Origin of the sequence: Micropruina sp., from assembly GCF_047606365.1 — a bacterium.
In the GTDB taxonomy this organism is placed as follows: domain Bacteria; phylum Actinomycetota; class Actinomycetes; order Propionibacteriales; family Propionibacteriaceae; genus Micropruina.
The window spans coordinates 101,891-120,732 of record NZ_JASGEN010000105.1; the positions used below are offsets into that span (position 1 = coordinate 101,891).

Below are 18,842 nucleotides of genomic sequence, written 5' to 3' on the forward strand. Positions count from 1 at the left end.
CAACGCCGAATTGCGCTGAGAACAGTTGTCTCTCCGCGGTCTCCTCACCGCATCGGGCTGACATGACCCGGCACCATTGGACGACAACCGCCATCCGGAAGATCGAAGCCGATGTCCGACGGTCGGCGGACACCCACCTCATTCCGCTCGATTTTCCCGGCTATCCCGGAATCGACGTGTATCTGAAGGATGAGTCGAGTCACCCGACCGGCAGCCTCAAGCACCGGTTGGCCCGCTCGCTGTTCCTCTACGCACTGGCGAACGGCTGGCTGAATCCGGACAGCACGGTGATCGAGGCATCGAGTGGCTCGACGGCAGTGTCCGAAGCCTATTTCTCGCGGCTGTTGGGCCTGCCGTTCATCGCGGTCATGCCGGCATCGACCTCGCCGGAGAAGATCGCCGCCATCGAGTTCCAGGGCGGACGTTGCCACCTGGTCGACAACCCGCGCGACATTCACGCCCAAGCAGAACTACTGGCCCGCACCACCGGCGGTCACTTCATGGATCAGTTCGCTTATGCCGAACGGGCCACCGATTGGCGGGCCAACAACAACATCGCCGAGTCGATCTACAAGCAGATGACCCAGGAGCCGCACCCCATACCGGCCTGGATAGTTTGCAGCCCGGGGACCGGCGGCACCAGTGCGACGTTGGGGCGCTACGCGCGCTACCGGTGCTACGACACCCGGGTGTTGTGTGCCGACCCGGAGATCTCGGTCTTCTTCGACTACTACAGCAGCGCCCGCGCAGGCCGTCCCGACGCCTCGCTGACGTCGACGGGCGGTTCGCGGATCGAAGGCATCGGACGCCCTCGCGTCGAGGCAAGTTTCATCGCAAGCTGTGTGGACGCGATGGTCAAGGTTCCCGACGCACTCAGCCTCGCGGCCATGCGTCATGTCAGCTCAGTACTCGGTCGCCGCGTGGGCGGCTCGACCGGCACCAACTTCGTCGGCGTCCTGCTCGCTGCCCAGGCGATGCACGCGGCGGGCCGCACGGGATCAATCGTCAGCATCCTCTGTGACAGTGGCGCCCGGTATGCCCACAGCTACTACGACACAGGCTGGTACGAACGAGAAGGTATTGACGTCGAGGGCGCCGACCAGGTGATCGCAGAGGCCGTCGACGGCGGGCCCTTGCCTCCGTTGGCGACGTGCGGCGATCTGGATACGTGACGCCGGCGATCAGCCCTCCGGTGGGACTCACCCTGAGTGTCACGTCGCCAAGGGCGTGGCCCAAGAATGGGTGGTGGGTGGGTCCGGAGCTTAGAGACTGCCTCATCCAGGGAGCGGCTTGCGCGAATCATCGGCAGGGTGCCGGTGCGCCCGGACGGCACCTATCAGTTCCGGCTGTTCATGTGACCGGCTGGGCCAGATGGCCGCTAAGTCTCGAGCCTCCCGCCACTTACAGTGGCCGTCAGAAGCCGACCGAAGCGGCAACTCGCTGCTGGCCTGCATGTCCCACAGCTGCGTGGTCGCTGAGCTTCGCGTTGCGTGCGGCCCCGATGAGTTGACAGGCAAGTGACCCTCAACTACGGTTTGCTGCAACCGATCTCTGCAACCGATCTCAAAGGGGAGTTCATGACTACGACCCTTGGAGATCTGAGTGTCAGGTACGTTGCGCGGCATCAGTTGTCGCCGAGATGCGTCGTTCATGTGATTCCCGCTGCTGTTGATGGTTGTGGTGATCGCGTGTGGCGCGGACGCCGTGAAGTGCGGCCACGGGGTTCGTCGACGAAATTTTCAGCCGTGTCGGTGCGCCAATATGGATAGGGCTAGGACGATTGTCTTCGGCGCATCGCACTGGCACATGCCCCTGTGTGCACCGCGGATTGCCGCATGCCACGACGTCGTGGGGGTCAGTGACGCCGACTCGCCGCGCTCGAAGCAGCTTGCCGATCTCTGGAACGCACCTCTCTATCAGTCCTGGGAGGAAGCCCTCGCGGCCCACGGGGACGCTGAGCTGGCGTACGTCTTCGTGCCACATGACAGGATGCGCGAGGTCTGCTTGGCTCTCATCGCTCGGCGTATCCCGATCGTCTTGGAGAAGCCGGCTGGGTTGTCGTTGCAGGAGCTGATCGACGTCCGGGTCGCTGCGGACGCCGCTGGGGTTCCGATCACTGTGGTTCTCGTGCAACGGGGAGGTCCGACCGACCGATGGCTGGCCAAGGCTGGCCGCTCGGTCTACGAAAGTGTCCAGTTCATCGCAGGCCCGCCCAGCCGATACCTCGTCAACGGCAGCCCGTGGATGCTCGATGTCGAGCGCGCCGGCGGCGGGTGCCTGGTCAACCTCGCTCCGCACTTCGTGGATCTTTTCCTCCGCTCGGCTGGCGCTGAGGAAGTCGCAGTGACTGCAGCCTTGTCGTCGACCCTGCACCACAGCCAGGTCGAGGACTACGCCTCCATGACGCTGACCACGGCCGACGGACGGATCGCCACGATCGAGGTGGGCTATGCGTTCCCGGGGTCACCGCTCAAGCGACACTGCTCATTCATGCGGATCGGCGCCGCAGGGGCTGCGACCATCTGGTCGGACGGGAGCGCGTCGTTCACCTCCGTGGACGGCACTACGGAGACCGCTCACTTCGACGTGGACAGCGACACGTTGTACGGAGTGTTCGTCGACCAGGTGGCCGAGCAGCTGAATCGTGGTTTCGTGGAGCTCCCGCGGATCAGCGATCTCGAGACGACGATGGCCGTCATCTGGGACGCGTACGCGTACGCGCACGGCAGATAGAGGAGAAACGGTGTCCACACCCAACATTGAAGAGGTAGCGGCGGCGGCCGGGGTCCACAGGTCGACGGTCTCGAGAGCGTTCTCCCGTCCGGAGGCCGTCAAGCGAGAGACCCGAGATCACGTTCTCCGGGTGGCTGCCTCCCTGGGTTACACGATGAGCCCGTTCGCCCAGGCGCTTAGAACCAAGGTCAGCACCCTGGTGCCTCTGGTCGTCCCCGACATCACCAACCCCTACTTCGCTGAACTCACAAAGGCCATGACAGCCGCCGCGGGTGAGCGTGGCTACCAGCTGGTGCTGTGCGTGACGCAGGGTGACGCCGACGCCACGGCCCGATACCTCGACGCCATGCAGGCGATGTACGCGCCGTTCGCCGTGATCGCTCCCTACGCCCAAGTGGATCCCGCCGAGTTCGAGTTCCACGGATTCGGGAGGCGGCTGGTCGTCATTGACCGGGTTGAGCCCGGCGACGACACATCCACAGTGACGGTCGACAGTGCGACAGGGATCGAGCTCGCGTTGGACCATTTGTTCGAGCTCGGGCACACCTCGATTGCCTATGTGTCGGGAATCGCTGGGACACACACGGCTGCAGACCGGCGCGAGGCCTATCGGAAGCTGGCGGAGAAGCACGGGATGACGCCGCTCGAACTCGGTAGCAGCGTTATCGGCGTAGAGGCCGGCGAACGTGCCGCGGAGGAGCTCGTGAACCTGCGTGAGAGGCCGACCGCCGTGGTCGCGGGCAACGACCAGATCGCCTTCGGACTCATCAGCGCACTTGGCTCGCGGGGGATGTCGGTTCCCGGCGATGTCTCGGTAGTGGGCTTCGACGGTCTCCCGCTCGGTGCCAGCAGCAACCCGCCGCTGACCTCGGTGCAACAGCCAATCGGCGAGATGGGCCGTATAGCGATACACCTGGCCCAGCAAGCGGCGAACGGCGGCCCGATCGAGCACGTGGTGCTCCAGCCGCAGCTGCTCGTCCGTTCTTCGACCGGGCCGGCCCGATGACAAGCCCGTTGCTGCCTGGGCTGCGGCACGTGGACCATGCTGCCTACACGGTCCCAGACCTCGACGAGGCGGTGCGCTTCTTCGTCGAGGTCCTCGGGGCGGAGGAGCTCTACCGCTCCCGGCGTGGGCCCGACCCGTCGTTCATGCCTGCGCACTTCGAAGTCCCATCTGACGCTGTCCTTGAGCTCGCGATGCTGCGGCTGCCGCCGAATCTGAACGTCGAGCTGTTCGAGTGGGAGTCCGTGGACCAGAGGACCGAGCATCCTCGTCATAGCGACCGCGGCGGCCATCACCTCTGCTTCGTCGTCGACGATGTCGACGTGGCGATCGCCCACCTCAGCACGATCTCCGGCGTTCGCATTCTCGGCGGCCGCAAGGAAGTCGGGCCTGACAGCCCCCTCGTGGCCGGCAATCGGTGGACCTACTTCGTCACGCCTTGGGGCCTGCTCATGGAACTCGTGGACCGGTCCCGCGTGCAGAACCCCCCGAACCTCGTCGGCCCGGCGGACTGGAACCGCCTACCAAGAAGGAGCACTCCGATCTCATGATTATCGCCGGACACACCCTGGGAACTCCGGGCCGTGACCTCTCGCAGGCGCTGAGCCTCTTCGCCACGGCAGGTCTCGACGCCGCCGAAGTCATCTACCAGGATGACTACCCGGCCGCCATTAGCCCGTCCGACCCGCGCTCTGCACAGCGGGCTGCCGCGATCGCCGAGGCTGAGGGTGTCCCCATCGTTGCACTTACTCCGTACACGACCGCCATCAACAGCGTCGACGCTTCAAGCTGGCGGCGGGGAGTCGATGAATTCCGGGAATGTATCGAGGCTGCGCACACCGTTGGCGCCACTCGTGTCCGGGTGTACGCAGGCGCCTGGCACCCGGGAGATGTGGATCACGCCCGGCACTGGGAGCAGCTCCGCAGCGCGCTGGTGACCCTCGCGTCCGAGGCTGCAGACGCAGGCGTGATGCTGTGCGTCGAGAACCACTTCGGCACCATGACACAGACCGCAGACGACACCGCTCGCCTCGTCAGCGAGGTCGGAAGCCCCTCTGTTCGAGTCCTGTACGACCAGGCCAACCTGACCTTCACCCACGATGAGGCCTGGCGGGAGGCACTTGCGGTTCAAGGCGATCTCATCGGCCACGTACATGTGAAGGATCTGGTCTTCAAAGACCCCGAGGCGCCCTTCCACGCCTCAGATACCGCCAGGGTCAAGGCCGAGGAACGGGCCGTCATCTCCCGGACCGTAGGCACGGGCATCGTGCCTTGGCGCGACATTCTCACTGAGCTCGTCCGCCGCGGTTACGACGACGTGCTTTCACTTGAGTACGAGTACCGGTGGCACCCTCAGGACCTGCCCGACCCAGCAATCGGCTTCAAGGAATCCGCGCTCACGCTCCGTGAGATGCTCGCCGAGGTGTCCGCATGACCAGGGCAGGCATGCTGCGCATCGGCGTGGCGGGCGCCGGCAACATCGCGAGCATCGCCCAACTCCCCACTCTCGTGGCACGTGACGATGTGGAGCTTCGGGCAGTGGTCACTCGGAAGGATGATCCACAACCGCTCATGCGGCGCTGGGGCTTTCACCGTGCCTTTCCGACGGTTGAGGCGTTGCTCGAGGCGGAGGAACTGGACGCGTTGTTCGTACTGACGCCCCGGTCGGAGCACGTCCACGCCACGCGACTCGCGCTGGAGGCCGGTGTCGACGTCTTCTGCGAAAAGCCGCTGGCGACCGGCGTGTCCGACGCGCAGTCGCTAGCTGCGTTGGCGCACGCACGGGAACGGGTGCTCATGGTCGGGTTCAACCGTCGGTTCGCCCCGGTTTACCAGGCCGGCCGCGCGGCATTCGGGGAGAGTGGCGCGACCTTCTGTGTAGCCCAGAAGAACCGAGCAGGATCGGAGTACCGCGCCACCTTCGAGAACGCGATCCACATGGTCGACCTGCTGCGTTGGTACTGCGGCGGGGAGGTCGTCGACGTCAGTGCTCACTCAGCTGGTGAGGACCGCTGGCAGGAGGACGGTGTGACGGCGCTCATCCGGTTCGACAACGGTCACTCCGGTGTGATCGTGGGCGCCCGTAACGCCGGCGGCTGGAGCGAGAAGCTCGACGCCTACGGCGACGGGGCAAGCGCGAACGTCATCGCGCCAGACCGCATCTCGATCAGCCGGCCCGAAGGGACGACCGTCCGCGAAATGTCACCGGAGGCCTTTGGCTGGGCAACTGCAACGCAGACCTTCGGGTTCGCCGGTGCAGTTCACCACTTTCTGGACCGGGTGCGGGACCGCGGTGAACCACTCACGTCTGGTGCCGATGCAGTGAAGACCCAGCTGCTCCTTGACCGCATCCTCGACGTGGCCGGGCTGCCGACCGACGAGCAACCGGGACGGGTCTGGAGCAGTCACGCCAAGAAGTGACGGCGACCAGGCCTCCGGCATGGGCCAAGCAGTCCTTGACAGTTATAACGAGAGGAACTTTTCGACGTGATTATCAACACATTTTCGTATCTGTGGTCGTCCACAGCGATCGATGCAATCGCTGAGTTGACCGAAAATGGGTACAAGACCTTCGAGGTTCCGATCAGCTCGCCGCACTGCTGGCCAGACGAGATTTCCGCAGCTGAGCGGACGGCGGCGAAGACAAGGCTCGCCGACTGCGGAGCGTCAATCAGATCGTTAAATGCCGGCGGATACGACATCAACCTGGCAAGCCCCGGAGCCAACATGCGGCGGAAGAGCGTCGAGCACATCAAGTCGGTGATCGACTTGGCCGTCGCGTGGGATGTGCACGAGGTAGTAATATCACCCGGCACGCGCCGCCCCATGATCTCGCCTTCGCTGGAGAGGACGTACGGGTGGATGTACGAGAGCCTAGATGAGCTAATTCCCATGGCTAGGCAGGCTGGCACGCGGCTCCTTATGGAAAATACTCCCTATTGCTTCACTCCCACCATTGAGGACCTCGCGGGCATCGTCCGAACGGTCAACGACGATGTGCTGAAGATCGTATTCGACGCCGCCAATGCTGCCTACATCGAGGATGACCCAGTGGCTGGTCTCCTCTCGTACCATGAGGCTATCGGCCTCGTACATATCTCGGACACCGGGGTGGATATCTGGGGTCATGACCCAATTGGCACCGGCGTGATCGATTGGGAAGGGCTGGGCAGTGCCGTCGAGGAAACATGCGGAGTCGAGAATGTCGTTCTTGAGATCATCCGCGAAGAAGACACGTTGAGCGAGTTCAGCCAAGCGATGCAGGATCTCGCGAGTAGAGGTTGGAAGCTAGGCGACTGACTGAGGCCAGCGGGGGACAGTGCTCTGTCCCGGTGCAGGGGCACCCCGGCCGCACAAGTGATTGGGCGGCCAGAACACAACTGATGTCGCAGTGAATGCGTCGAGGGGTGGCGCCGCCGAGTTGACCCAGCAACCGAGCGATGCGCTGCCTCGTGCTTGTCGGGGAATCCGGGAAGTCGATTGGCCTACAAGCCGACCAGTGCTGTGGTTCGCGCGGCGGTGATCGTCGACAACATTGTGGTTAGCGCGGCGAACCCACGGTTCCTGCTCGTCTGCGGCGCCGCGAGATGCCGCAGACGAGCACCACGACCGACCGAGAGGCCGACCTCCCTCTGTGCCGTCGCACCCCTCAGTTGGAGCTTGGCCGACCGGGGATATGGCTAAGGATCGACTTGGAGAAGCCGCCGTCGACACAGATGTCTTGACCCGTCACATAGCCGGACAGTGGGCTGACCAGAAACTCGATCACGTTCGCAATGTCTATCGGGTCACCAATCCGGCCTAGCGGAATGAGTGCTTCACGTGCTTCTTTGATCTTGGGGTCAGCGTACATCTTTTCCGTCATGGGCGTATGTGTCATTCCCGGAGAGACGACATTGACGCGAATGCCGTCAGGCGCCCACTCCAAGGCAAGCGTATGGGCCAGCATCGTCAAAGCCGCCTTGCTTGGGCTGTACGCACCTGATCCGGCATGCGGTTGCTGACCGGACATCGAGGATGTGAAACAAGCCGCACCGCGACTGCGCTTGAGGTGCGGATGACTTGCTTTGGCCAGGAGCCACGCGCTGCGCAGGTTGACCGCTAACATCCTGTCCCAGTCCTCGACAGACAACTCGCATATTTGGGCTGGGCTAGCGACCCCCGCATTGGCCACCAGCGCGTCCAGACCATCGAACTCAGCCGTGGCCGCGTCCACAAGCTGTCGTGGAACATCTGGGTCACTAATGTCTCCCACCAGTGCAATGGCGGTACCCCCTAGCGACTTGATTGCCTGGACAACCTCTCCTTGTGTAGCGGTCTTCTTCTGTCCGCACACGGCGATCTGCGGTTGCTTGCCCCTGGCAAGAGCTGCCTCGGCGAGCCTCATGCATGTAGCCGCACCGATCCCGCTACTTCCACCACTCACTAGAACTCTCATTGCGAACACTCCTTCAAATAGGGATTAACGTGGCCCAACTTGAGACCCATGACTGTTTACGCAGGCCGCGGTCGGCGCGCAGCTGCACGCAGCTGGTTAGGTGTGGCGCCCTCGTAGCCAAAGAACTCCAGGTATGCCGGAATCAGCTCGAACAGCATGTCGCTGCCGACCTGGACCGTGCAGCCCCTGTCCTTGGCCGCCTGGAGGAACGGGGTGATGTCAGTCTTGAGCACCACGTCCCCGACGTACGAACCGGGAGCGATGCGCTCGACGTCGACAGGAAGGGGATCGTCCTCGTTCATGCCGATGGGAGTGGCGTTCACAATCACGTCGTAGCCGTCGGGATCCTTGGATCCGACCACCACCCTCACGCCCGGGTGGGTCAGGCTGATGCGGTCGGCGAGTTCGTCAGAAGCGGCTGCGTTGGGGTCGAATAGGCCGATCTCCGCCAGTCCGAGGCCAGCTAACGAGGCGGCGATCGGGGAACCGACTCCGCCGTTTCCTACAACCAGCGCGCGTTTCCCGGACGGGTCGAATCCCTTGCGCAGCATGCCCCGCACGAAGCCGGCACCGTCGAACTGGTCGGCGAGGAGCGACCCGTCCTCCCTCCGCAGGATGGCGTTCGTGGCCCCGGCCATTCTGGCGGTCGGGCTGATCTCGTCCGCCAAGTCCATCGTGGTGACCTTGTGCGGCATGGTGATAAGTGCGCCACGGATGTTAGTGAGAGTGAACAGAGACCGGAAAACGGCTAGATAGTCCTCGGCCCTGACCCCCATCGGGACGACCGCTGCATCGATACCGTTCTCCTCAAACCACGGGTTGCAGATCAGCGACGACTTGAACGTGTGCGTGGGGTAGCCCAGGTGCGCGATGAGGGTGGTCGTTCCGCTGATCATCGGGCGCCTGTGTCCGTGCAGCGGCGTCCGCGTTCGGGGTCGACCGGGACCGGCTTGTCGTGGACCGTAGCTGGCTTCAGCGCTTCGTCCTCGTCATTGACGAGCTCTGACAGCCGAACATCGGTCCATGCACATCGAGCCCCGCCGTGCGCAGCCCAGTACTCGTCCCAGTGGGCGAGTTTGAACTGGTCGCGTTCAAGGCCGCGTTTGCGCAGCCTGTCCTGCAACGTCGTTGGGGAGACTCGGACCTGGATCACGTCCACCTCGACTGGCGGCCAGTCAAAGCGCTCAGCGGCCGCGGCTATGAAACTAGGGTCGGAAAGGTAGGGGGTGAACGGTGCGTCGACGACCACATGGCAGCCAAGGCGGAGATTGGCCCCCGTGACGTCGAGCAGTGAGTCGTACTCGAGGGGCAAGATGTTGTCGCGGTAGAACGCGTTGGCTTCGCGGTCGCCGGGGTCATAGCCGGCGGACGCCAGCGCGGCCTCGACGAACCGCGAGCTCATCGCATCCTTATCGAGGTAGGCGGCGCCGTGCTGTCGGGCCAAGCGCTGAGCGATCGTCGACTTGCCTGAGCCCGCAGTGCCAATGACGATCTGCAGGGTCGGCGCGTTCATTTGCGCGCGTCCCGCACGGCCATTAAGAAGTCGCGAGCGGCTCCCGCCACCCTGGTGAAGTCGCCGTCTGGCTGCCACGCCTTGGTGACCGCGCTGCCTACGCCGACTGCTGTCACGCCAGCGGCGAACCAGTCCTTCACGTTCTCCACGGTCACGCCACCGGCGGGCATGATCGGCAGATGCGCCAGCGGCGCAAGCACCGCTTTGGCGTAGGAGATGCCTGCGTTCTCGGTCGGGAACATCTTGACGATGTCCGCACCGGCCTCAGCGGTCTCGAGCATCTCGGTCGGGGTGAAGGCGCCGCTGATGGTTGGCACCTGGTGCCGGTTGGCGACCCGGATCATCTCGGAGTTGAGCTGGGGGCTGACCAAGAAGGCCGCGCCAGCTCGGATGCACTCGTGCGCGGTGTATCCGTCGAGTACGGTGCCCGCCCCCACTGCGACGCCGTCCGGTGCGTACCGAGAAGCCAACCGATGGATGAGCTCGACGGCCCCGGGGACGGAGAGCGTGATCTCCAGCGCCCGGAAACCGCCTTCGATTGCGGCGTGCGCGACACGCTCGGCACTCTCCGTATCGGGCAGCCGAACGATGAGCACAGCGCCCGAATCATCGATCGTACGCAGGGTCTGAAGCTTGGCGAACATCTGTGTTCCCTCTCCTCAAGAAGCGTGATTGACAAATGGTTGCATGCTGCCTAGGGTCACTGCAACCGATCTCAGCAATCGATCTCATTGGGGAGATGTCCATGGCTCTTGCGCCCTGGGTGCCCAGCTGGGATCCGCCTGGACGGACGCCTGAACCTAGACAGGTCTCGGCGCGGATCGGGAGCAGTTTGCAGAAGACCTGGAGCGGTTGCTGGCGACGGCTTATAGGGCCGGAGGCCGGAGGAAGAGCTCGACCAATCCAGAAACATGGCGCTGTCCGCACCGCTGGCTTGGCCCTCTTGGCGAGGGTTTGCCGACGGGAACGGGTCACGTCCCACGACAGAGTCCTGACGATGCCGGCGCGGCACCAGCCGCCTGCCCAGTACCGAACCACGCCCAACCAAGGAGTGCTCAATGACGACAAACTCACCAGACGATCTCGGGACCGCAAGCCCTCCAGAGCTCACTGAAGTCCCGAATCGACCTCACAGCTCCGTCAACCTGCTCGCAGGCACGATCGGCCATTTCGTCGAGTGGTACGACTGGTACGTCTACGGTTTGCTGGCCGCGGTGTTCGCCCCAGCGATCTTTCCCAGCGACTCCCAGTTTGCTTCGCTCATCGCGGCATTGTTGACGTACGCGATCGGATTTGTGGTCCGTCCCTTCAGCGGGATCATCATCTCGCCGCTGGCTGACCGCTACGGCCGCAAGATCGTTCTCACGCTGGCCGTGTCGGGGATGGCGCTCGGTGCCCTGATTATCGGACTCACTCCCGGCTACCACACGATCGGCTACGCGGCGCCTGTCCTCTTTATGATCGCCAGGATCATGCAGGGCATCTCGGCCGGCGCCGAGGCGCAGAGTGCTATCTCCTTCATGGTCGAGCACGCCCCACCGCACAGGAGAGGCCTGTTCGGCTCCTTCTCGAATATGGCAAGCGGCCTGGCGACACTCGCCGCAACTGGAGCCGCTGCGATTGTTGCCGCATCTTTCACGCCGGCCGAACTCGCGGCCTGGGGATGGCGGATCCCGTTCGTCGTGGGCGGCCTTCTAGGTGTGGTGGGTCTTGTCATGCGAGCCCGCGCCGAAGAGACCCAGGAGTTTGAGGCGAGCTCCCTTGTGGACAAGAAGTCGGCACCCGCGCGCCTGTGGGCTCTGCTCCGTGAGCACCCGAAGGCACTGCTGCAGACGGCGGCGCTGTCCGCGCCAGCGGTGGCCTACTACACGTGGGCGACCTTCCTGCCCACCTACGCCCAGCTCACCAGTGGCCGGGACAGTGCGTCCACCCTGGTCGGCAGCGTCATCGGGCTCACCCTGCTGGTCATCGTCGTGCCGGTCTGCGGAGCGCTGTCGGATCGGCTCGGTCGACGCAAGATCTTCCCCATCGTGGGAGCGATCGGCATGATCGTCCTCTTCTACCCTCTTCTGCTCCTGCTCAACCAGCCGGGTTTCTGGGTCTACGTCGTAGTCGCTGCATCAGGATGGCTTGTCTTGGGCATCTGGCAATCGATCTACCCGACAATCCAGGCGGAACTGTTCCCGGCGTCGGTCCGGGTGTCGGGCATCGGTTTCGCCCATCAGTTGGTGATCGCCATCTTCGGTGGTACTGCCCCCTTGATTGCCGCAGTATTCGTCGATTCGGGGCACCCCATGTATGTCGCCATCTACATGATTGTGATCGTCGCCATCTGCCTCGCCGTGTACTTCACCCTCCCGGAGACAGGTAGTAAGACGCCTCGGGCGACGGTCGCGCTCAAAGATGAGGAAGTGGTGGAGGGCGAGTTGGAAGAGGCCGCCATGCGTGACGCCGGACGATCATGAAGGCGCCGCTAAGTATGTGACCTGACGAGGAGTCTCCGAGCGATGGGAGGTATGTCACCTCCCATCGCCCAGGTTTGCTTCGTTAGTGATCCGACCACACAAACAGCCGTCAGGTCGAGGCCGGGGGAAGAGTTGCCAGAATGTCCGCTCAGTGGCCGCACTCAGCCTGGCAAGGCCAACCCGCAAGGGCGCAGCGGCGGACGTATGCAACCAAACGGCATCGCCACGATCATTCCGATGTTGCGGAGGGGGATGCAATGTCGCCGCCGATGCTGCAGCGAGCGCCGTGCGACCGGATCGCCCCGAGTGCCTTCGAACTCCACCGCGAACGGGCTATCGCAGAGCGAGTGAGCTATGGCCGTGTGATCTATCTGGACGTGGGCATCACCTGCGGGCGGTGAGACCGCTTGCTCGGCCGGTTCGGACTCGCCGTAGTGACCAACGATTGGCCACCACATCGACGTTATCCACACTGGGCTCGGATGTGATCCAGGCGACCATCGTGAATGACCTCCTCAACGCCGACCTCGTGCTGGTCGACCTCACCGAGCACAACCCCAATGTCCTGTTCGAGCTTGGCCTTCGCATCTCACAGCAGAAGCCCACCGTGCTCGTGAAGGCGTCGGGGACGAACGATTTTCGACGTCGAGCACCTTCTGCGGGTCGGGTCATACAACCCAAACGTGTGGCCGAGCACAGTGAAGAGGACCTGCCCAAGCTCACCGCCCACACTAAGGGGGCATGGGAGTCGCGGGACACGCAGGCGACCTACATGTCGATTCTGCGCGCGGACACCGTGAGTGTGGCTTAACAGAGTTACCGGAGCCCCGCCTGCAACGAGGATTGAGCCTGCATGTAGGTACCTCACGGAAACACTTTGGCCCCTGACTGGGAAGTCAGGGGCCAAAGTTGTTTGGGGTGAGTAACGGGACTTGAACCCGCGACATCCTGGACCACAACCAGGTGCTCTACCAGCTGAGCTATACCCACCATGTCGTGACGAACGGGCGTCACGGCTAGGACAGTCTAGGACACCTACGTCCCGCGGCGCCAATCGCCGAAGGGCGTCCGTCGGGGTAGGGGTATGGGTTCGACAAGCTCAACCAGCGGCTGGTGCTTCCTAGCTGTTGTCGTCCTCGACCACCGGTGCGGGCGCGCTCAGCGCGCCCTGATGGATGGCGGCGATGCGCTTCAACTCGGCGGTGGAGAGGCCGGGCGGCGTGACGAAAACGGCCTGCCGGTAGTAGCGCAGCTCTTCGATGGACTCGCGGATGTCGGCGAGTGCGCGGTGGTTCCCCGACTTGGCGGGCGTGTTGTAGTAGGCCCGCGGGTACCAGCGGCGGGCCAGTTCCTTGATGCTGGAGACGTCCACGTTGCGGTAGTGCACGTGCGCCTCGAGGGTCGGCATGTCGCGCGCCAGGAACGCCCGGTCGGTGCCGATGGTGTTGCCGGCCAGCGGCGCCGTCCGCGGATTCGGGACGTGTTCGCGGATGTAGTCGAGCACCTGCTGCTCGGCGGTCTCGAGGTCGACCCCGTCATCAAGCAGTGGCAGCAGCCCGGACTTCGCGTGCATCTCGCGCACGAAGTCGCTCATCTGCTCCAGCGCGGCAGGGGTCGGCTTGATCACGACATCGACGCCGTCGCCGAGGACGTTGAGCTCACCGTCGGTGACCAGCGCGGCCACTTCGATCAGGACGTCCCTGGTGAGGTCGAGCCCGGTCATTTCGCAATCGATCCACACCAGAAGGTCACCCACGGGCCACACTCTAGTGGCCAGAAGATGATGCTCAGGTGTCCAAAGATGTTGACCACGTGTCGAGGCGTCGTACGACTGGACGGAACGCCTGGAGGCAATAGGCTGGGCAGCCTCAGCCGAGGTGGGAGGAACCCATGACGATGGACCTGGACGAGCTCCAGCCCGATGCCGACGACAACCTGCGCGAATTCATCGACAAGCTGGTCGCGGCCGGGTACACGGTGGGCGACAGCCAGAGCGCCGATCCGGAGTTGATCGATCCGGGCGGCCGTGCGGTCGAGACCTGGCGTGAGGACTACCCCTACGACGAGCTGATGAGCCGCGAGGAGTACGAGCTGGAGAAGTACCAACTGCAGGTCGAGCTGCTGAAGTTCCAGTACCACGGCCAGGACAACGGGCTGAAGCACCTCATCCTCTTCGAGGGCCGCGACGCCGCCGGCAAGGGCGGCACCATCAAGCGGTTCATCGAGCACCTGAACCCGCGGGCCGCCCGGGTCGTGGCGCTGACCAAGCCGTCCAGCGACGAGCTGGGGCAGTGGTACTTCCAGCGCTACATCCGGCACTTCCCGACCAGCGGCGAGATCGTGCTGTTCGACCGCTCTTGGTACAACCGGGCCGGCGTCGAGCGGGTGATGGGGTTCTGCAGCAACGACCAGTACGAGACGTTCATGCAGCACGCCCCGAAGTTCGAGCGCATGCTGCAGGAGTCGGGCATCCACATCACCAAGTTCTGGTTCTCGGTGACCCGCCGCGAGCAGCGCACCCGGTTCGCGATCCGGCAGATCGACCCGGTGCGGCGCTGGAAGCTGTCGCCGATGGATCTGGAGTCCCTGGACAAGTGGGAGGCCTACTCGGCCGCCAAGGAGGCCATGTTCGCGCGCACCGACACCAAGCACGCTCCGTGGACCACCATTCGCAGCAACGACAAGAAGCGTGCCCGGATCAACGCCATGCGGGCCTTCCTGAACCAGTTCGACTACGAGGGCAAGGACTCCTCGGTGGTCTACGCCCCCGATCCGTTGATCGTGCGTCGGGGACGCGAATCCTCCGACGACTGACCACCACACACGACGAGTCGGACGGCGCTCGGCCAGCAGGCCGGGCGCCGTCCGGCTGTTTCGGGTTCGGACGGCGGGCTGCCGGTCAGCAGTGCGCGGGTACCGGCTCGAGGTGGCGATCGTCGGTGCTCTGAGTGCGCTCGTCTGACTCGTCCTCGCGACTGCCGCCGTTGACCGCGCCCATGCCGGCGATCACCACGCAGACCAGGCCGGCCACGCTGGTCAGGCTGGGCACCTGGCCGAGCAGCAACAGGCCCAGGATGAGCCCGAAGGCCGGTTCGAAACACAGCAGGGTGGCGAAGGCTCCCGCGGTGAGCCGGCGCAGCGCCAGCATCTCCAGGGTGAACGGCAGCAGCGGCACCAGAGCGGCCAGCAGCAGGCCGATGGCGACGGTCTGCCAGCTCAGCGCAGTGACCGCGCTCGTCGGGACGAACAGCGTGCTGACCAGGGCGGCGACCGGCATTGAGATGGCCAGCCCGGAGACCCCTCCGGTCTCGTCGCCGACCCGCTGGGTGCACAGGATGTACGCGGCGTAACAACCGGCGCCGGCCAGCGCGTAACCGACGCCCAGCAGGTCGAAATCGCCCAGCCACGGCCGGGTCATCAGCAGGACGCCGACGGCTGCGGCCAGCGGCCAGATCCAGCCGTTGCGCTGCCGGGCGCCCCAGGCCGCAACGGACAGGGCGCCGAGGAACTCGATCGCGCTGGCGGTGCCCAGCGGAATGCGCATCGCCGCGGCCATGAACATCGTTCCCATCCCGGCCGTGGCCAGGCCGAGCAGCGCGCCGGTACGCAGCGTGGCGGCCGAGAAGCGCAACCGCCACGGGCGAACGATGACGACGATGATCACAGCCGTCCAGGTGAGCCGCAGCCAGGTCGAGCCCTGCGCCCCGAGGTGATCGAGGAAGCGCACCGACCCGGCCAGCCCGATCTGCGCGCAGAGCATCGAGGTCAGCGCGAGCATCGCCCCCGAGCGGGCAGAGGTGGACAGTTGGGTAGGGATCGAGGCGTGCATGTCTCTATCCCATCCGTTCCCATCGTTTGTGTCTAACGGATATTTCTGTCCAATATGTTCACGAAACACGTACGATCAGAGGATGGATCTGAAACGCCTCGCCGTCCTGCTGGAATTCGCCAGGCTGGGCTCGATGAGCGCCGTCGCCGACGTGATGCAGACCCGGGTGTCCACCGTCTCTCAGCAGATCGCGACCCTGTCGCGGGAAATGGGTGTGCCGCTGATCGAGCCGGACGGCCGGGGCGTCCGGCTGACCGCGGAGGGACGGCGGCTGGCTGATCACGCGGTGACCATCCTGGCCGCGGTCGAGGCTGCCCGGGCCGAGTTGAACCCGGACGCCGAGCCCGCTGGCCTGCTGCGGATCGCCGGCTACGCCTCGGCATTGCGGCGGGTCGTGGTGCCGCTGCTCACCCGGTTGGCGGAGACGAATCCGGCGTTGACGATGGCGGTGCACGAGTTGGAGCCGGGGGAGGCCTCCGAGTGGCTGGTGGCGAACCGGATCGACCTGGCGCTGGTCTACGACTACACCCTGGCGCCCGAACGGGTCGATCCGGCCTTCGCCGTCGAGCCGCTGTGGGAGACGGACTGGGGGCTGGCCGTTCCCGCCATGCAGCCGCTCGATCCAGGTCTCACCGCGGTCGAGGTGTTCGCCCGCCACCGCGACCGGGACTGGATCGGGAACCCGCGGAACAGCCGGGAGGAAACAGTGCTTCGCGTGGTGGCGGCGATGGCCGGCTTCGAGCCGCGAATCACCCACTACGCCGACAGCCTCGACCTGGTCGACGACCTGGTGCGCTCCGGCGCGGGCGTCGGACTGCTTCCGATGGCCCGCAGGGTGCGGGACGGGATCACGCTGATTCCGCTGCGCCACCCGTCGGTCACCATGCGCACCTTCGCCTGGGTGAAGAAGGGACGCCAGTCCTGGCCGCCGCTACGCCTCGCGCTGACCGAGTTGCAGCGAGCGTCCTACTTCACCGAACCGCTCATCAGGCCGCTGATGAAGTAGCGCCCGAGCGCGATGTAGACCAGCAGGGTCGGCAGTGACGCCACCAGCACACCGGCCATGATCGACGGATAGTCGGGGTTCTGACCACCGGCCAACTCCTGCAACGCATAGGTCACCGGACCGTTGCGCGGCGAGGTGAGGAACAGCGCGAACAGGAAGTCGTTCCAGGCCGAGGTGAACTGCCAGATCAGCGTCACCACAAAACCGGGAATCGAGACCGGCAACACGATCGACCAATAGATCCGCAGCATGCCGGCGCCGTCCACCCGGGCCGCTTCGAGAATCTCGGTCGGCACCGCGGTGGCGTAGTAGTTGCGGAAGATCAGGGTGCAGATCGGAATGCCGTAGATGGTGTGTACCAGGATCAGCTTCGGAATGCCGTCGATCCAGGCGAACCCGTGGGTCTGGATCTCGAGCAGCATCTTCTGCAGCGGAATCATCACCGCCTGATAGGGAATGAACATGCCGAACAGGAACGCGGTGAACACGATGTCGGCGCCGGGGAACTTCCACTTGGCGAAGACATAGCCGTTCAGCGAACCGAGAATGGACGACAGCACGGCGGCGCTGATGGCCAGCACCAGCGAGCGGCCCAGGGCTGGTGCCAGCCGGGTGATGGCCGAGGACCAGCCTTCGGTGGAGAAGATGTGCGGCAGGTCCCAGGCGGTGGCCGCCGAGACGTCCGCGCCGCCCTTGAAACTGGTCACCAGCACCACGTACAGCGGAATCAGCACGGCGCAGGCGAACGCCAGCAGCAGCAGGAACTGCACCGTCTTCATCGGCGTGATCCGGCGCCGTCCGTGCCGCGGCGCCGATACCGGGGACGCGGTGAGCGTGTCAGCGGTGACCGTCATGCCCGTCCGTCCTTCTCGGTGTGGTTGGTGTAGATCAGGTAGGGGATCACCACGATGGCGACGATCGCCAGAATGACCGTGGCGTTGGCGGCCGCACCGGTCGGATTCGATTGCGGGAACAACTGGATCCACATGAACGTGGCAGGTACCTCGGCGGTGTACGAGTTGGCGCCGGCGATGGAATAGATCAGGTCGAACATCTTCATCGACATGTGCCCGAGAATGATCAGCGCCGACAATGCCACCGGCGAAACCTGCGGGAACAACACATACCGGTACAGCTGCCATTCGCTGGCGCCGTCCACCCGGGCAGCCTCGCGCTGGTCGTCCGAAATGCCCCGGAACCCGGCCAGGAACAGCGCCATGATGTAACCCGACAGCTGCCAGATCGCCGGGATCGCCATCGCCGCCATGTTGAAACTGCTGTCGCTGGACCACCAACTGCTCTGCAGCCAGGGCATGCCCAGCTTCAGGAACAACTGGTTGAGGCCGATCGCCTGATCGGGGCCCTGCGCCGGCGACAGCAGCCAGCGCCATGCCACACCTGCTGCCACGAACGAGATCGCCATCGGGAACAGGTAGATCGACCGGAACGCACCCTCACCGGTCACCCCACGCTCCAGCAGCACCGCCCACAGCAGGCCGAACAGCATGGTGCCCACCATGAATACGACGGTGAGCACCAGCAGGTTCCACAAGGCGTGCTGGTAGCGGTCGTCGCCGAGCAGGTTGAGGTAGTTGGCCACGCCGCCGGGATTGGTGATCCGGTTGGTGATCCGGTCACGGGTCTCGGCCAGCGAGGTCTGCACGTTCAGCCCGATCAGCCCGTACACGAAGATGCCAACCAGGATGATCGAGGGGCTCACCAGCAGCAGTCCGGGGCCCCAGGTACGCAGCCGTCGCATCCGACCTCCTCACGTTGTGGTGGGGTGCGACGGCTGCGTACCTGGGGCCCCGGACTGCTGCTGGTGAGCCCCTCGATCATCCTGGTTGGCATCTTC

Annotated in this window: 19 protein-coding genes and 1 tRNA gene; 11 read left to right on the top strand and 9 right to left on the bottom strand. The window is 64.6% G+C overall.

The features are described from left to right. Nucleotides 1–62: 62 nt before the first annotated feature. The 7 genes from QM624_RS12570 (at nucleotide 63) to QM624_RS12600 (ending at nucleotide 7,036) form a co-directional block, all read left to right on the top strand. Nucleotides 63–1,172: a PLP-dependent cysteine synthase family protein gene (locus tag QM624_RS12570; protein WP_415092296.1), complete on the top strand. Its 1,110-nt coding sequence runs from the start codon at nucleotides 63–65 to the stop codon at nucleotides 1,170–1,172. 499 nt (nucleotides 1,173–1,671) lie between these two features. Next, entirely contained in the window at nucleotides 1,672–2,733 is a 1,062-nt protein-coding gene (locus QM624_RS12575) for a Gfo/Idh/MocA family protein (RefSeq protein WP_415092298.1), read from the top strand. 10 nt (nucleotides 2,734–2,743) lie between these two features. Then, nucleotides 2,744–3,739 (top strand): LacI family DNA-binding transcriptional regulator, encoded by a 996-nt coding sequence (locus QM624_RS12580; RefSeq protein WP_415092300.1) that lies wholly within the window; start codon nucleotides 2,744–2,746, stop codon nucleotides 3,737–3,739. 29 nt (nucleotides 3,740–3,768) lie between these two features. Further along, on the top strand, nucleotides 3,769–4,287 hold the full coding sequence (locus QM624_RS12585; protein WP_415092302.1) for a VOC family protein: 519 nt from the start codon (nucleotides 3,769–3,771) through the stop codon (nucleotides 4,285–4,287). Next, nucleotides 4,284–5,171, top strand: coding sequence for a sugar phosphate isomerase/epimerase family protein (locus tag QM624_RS12590; RefSeq protein ID WP_415092304.1), 888 nt, complete (start codon nucleotides 4,284–4,286; stop codon nucleotides 5,169–5,171). The genes QM624_RS12585 and QM624_RS12590 overlap by 4 nt, the downstream gene beginning before the upstream one ends. Continuing rightward, the gene (locus QM624_RS12595; RefSeq protein ID WP_415092306.1) at nucleotides 5,168–6,157 is read left to right on the top strand and encodes a Gfo/Idh/MocA family protein; all 990 of its coding nucleotides are present in this window, start codon (nucleotides 5,168–5,170) and stop codon (nucleotides 6,155–6,157) included. Before QM624_RS12590 ends, QM624_RS12595 begins: the two co-directional genes overlap by 4 nt. Before the next feature lie 66 nt (nucleotides 6,158–6,223). After that, a complete protein-coding gene (locus QM624_RS12600) occupies nucleotides 6,224–7,036 on the top strand; it encodes a sugar phosphate isomerase/epimerase family protein (RefSeq protein WP_415092308.1) in 813 nt (270 codons plus the stop codon). Between the two features lie 349 nt (nucleotides 7,037–7,385). Here QM624_RS12600 and QM624_RS12605 read toward each other — a convergent pair whose 3' ends face one another. The 4 genes from QM624_RS12605 to QM624_RS12620 are packed head-to-tail and all read right to left on the bottom strand — an operon-like array spanning nucleotide 7,386 to nucleotide 10,331. Further along, entirely contained in the window at nucleotides 7,386–8,174 is a 789-nt protein-coding gene (locus tag QM624_RS12605; RefSeq protein ID WP_415092310.1) for an SDR family NAD(P)-dependent oxidoreductase, read from the bottom strand. A gap of 56 nt (nucleotides 8,175–8,230) precedes the next feature. After that, the gene (locus QM624_RS12610) at nucleotides 8,231–9,070 is read right to left on the bottom strand and encodes a shikimate dehydrogenase family protein (RefSeq protein WP_415092312.1); all 840 of its coding nucleotides are present in this window, start codon (nucleotides 9,068–9,070) and stop codon (nucleotides 8,231–8,233) included. Beyond that, on the bottom strand, nucleotides 9,067–9,687 hold the full coding sequence (locus QM624_RS12615) for an AAA family ATPase (protein ID WP_415092314.1): 621 nt from the start codon (nucleotides 9,685–9,687) through the stop codon (nucleotides 9,067–9,069). The genes QM624_RS12610 and QM624_RS12615 overlap by 4 nt, the downstream gene beginning before the upstream one ends. Next, nucleotides 9,684–10,331 (bottom strand): bifunctional 4-hydroxy-2-oxoglutarate aldolase/2-dehydro-3-deoxy-phosphogluconate aldolase, encoded by a 648-nt coding sequence (locus tag QM624_RS12620; protein ID WP_415092316.1) that lies wholly within the window; start codon nucleotides 10,329–10,331, stop codon nucleotides 9,684–9,686. Before QM624_RS12620 ends, QM624_RS12615 begins: the two co-directional genes overlap by 4 nt. Before the next feature lie 414 nt (nucleotides 10,332–10,745). Between QM624_RS12620 and QM624_RS12625 the strand changes: the two genes are divergently transcribed. Further along, on the top strand, nucleotides 10,746–12,152 hold the full coding sequence (locus tag QM624_RS12625) for an MFS transporter (RefSeq protein WP_415092318.1): 1,407 nt from the start codon (nucleotides 10,746–10,748) through the stop codon (nucleotides 12,150–12,152). Between the two features lie 445 nt (nucleotides 12,153–12,597). Continuing rightward, nucleotides 12,598–12,963 carry a hypothetical protein gene (locus QM624_RS12630; RefSeq protein ID WP_415092320.1) on the top strand — a complete coding sequence of 122 codons (366 nt, stop codon included), beginning with the start codon at nucleotides 12,598–12,600 and terminating at the stop codon, nucleotides 12,961–12,963. A 103-nt stretch (nucleotides 12,964–13,066) separates the two neighbouring features. Here the strand turns inward: QM624_RS12630 and QM624_RS12635 are convergent. Both QM624_RS12635 and orn read right to left on the bottom strand, forming a co-directional pair. After that, a tRNA-His gene (locus QM624_RS12635) sits at nucleotides 13,067–13,142 on the bottom strand. A gap of 130 nt (nucleotides 13,143–13,272) precedes the next feature. Then, a complete protein-coding gene (gene orn, locus QM624_RS12640) occupies nucleotides 13,273–13,908 on the bottom strand; it encodes an oligoribonuclease (RefSeq protein WP_415092322.1) in 636 nt (211 codons plus the stop codon). 134 nt (nucleotides 13,909–14,042) lie between these two features. Here orn and ppk2 point away from each other — a divergent pair, with 134 nt between their 5' ends. Continuing rightward, nucleotides 14,043–14,966, top strand: coding sequence for a polyphosphate kinase 2 (gene ppk2, locus QM624_RS12645; RefSeq protein WP_415092324.1), 924 nt, complete (start codon nucleotides 14,043–14,045; stop codon nucleotides 14,964–14,966). 85 nt (nucleotides 14,967–15,051) lie between these two features. Here the strand turns inward: ppk2 and QM624_RS12650 are convergent, their stop codons facing one another. Beyond that, nucleotides 15,052–15,981 carry an EamA family transporter gene (locus tag QM624_RS12650; protein WP_415092326.1) on the bottom strand — a complete coding sequence of 310 codons (930 nt, stop codon included), beginning with the start codon at nucleotides 15,979–15,981 and terminating at the stop codon, nucleotides 15,052–15,054. Between the two features lie 82 nt (nucleotides 15,982–16,063). On the opposite strand from QM624_RS12650, the gene QM624_RS12655 reads away from it, so the two are divergent. Continuing rightward, nucleotides 16,064–16,987: a LysR family transcriptional regulator gene (locus QM624_RS12655; RefSeq protein ID WP_415092328.1), complete on the top strand. Its 924-nt coding sequence runs from the start codon at nucleotides 16,064–16,066 to the stop codon at nucleotides 16,985–16,987. On the opposite strand, the gene QM624_RS12660 is transcribed toward QM624_RS12655, so the two are convergent. Further along, nucleotides 16,948–17,841 carry a carbohydrate ABC transporter permease gene (locus QM624_RS12660; RefSeq protein WP_415092330.1) on the bottom strand — a complete coding sequence of 298 codons (894 nt, stop codon included), beginning with the start codon at nucleotides 17,839–17,841 and terminating at the stop codon, nucleotides 16,948–16,950. The genes QM624_RS12655 and QM624_RS12660 overlap by 40 nt on opposite strands. Beyond that, nucleotides 17,838–18,746 (bottom strand): carbohydrate ABC transporter permease, encoded by a 909-nt coding sequence (locus QM624_RS12665; RefSeq protein ID WP_298132995.1) that lies wholly within the window; start codon nucleotides 18,744–18,746, stop codon nucleotides 17,838–17,840. Before QM624_RS12665 ends, QM624_RS12660 begins: the two co-directional genes overlap by 4 nt. Between the last annotated feature and the right edge of the window lie 96 nt (nucleotides 18,747–18,842).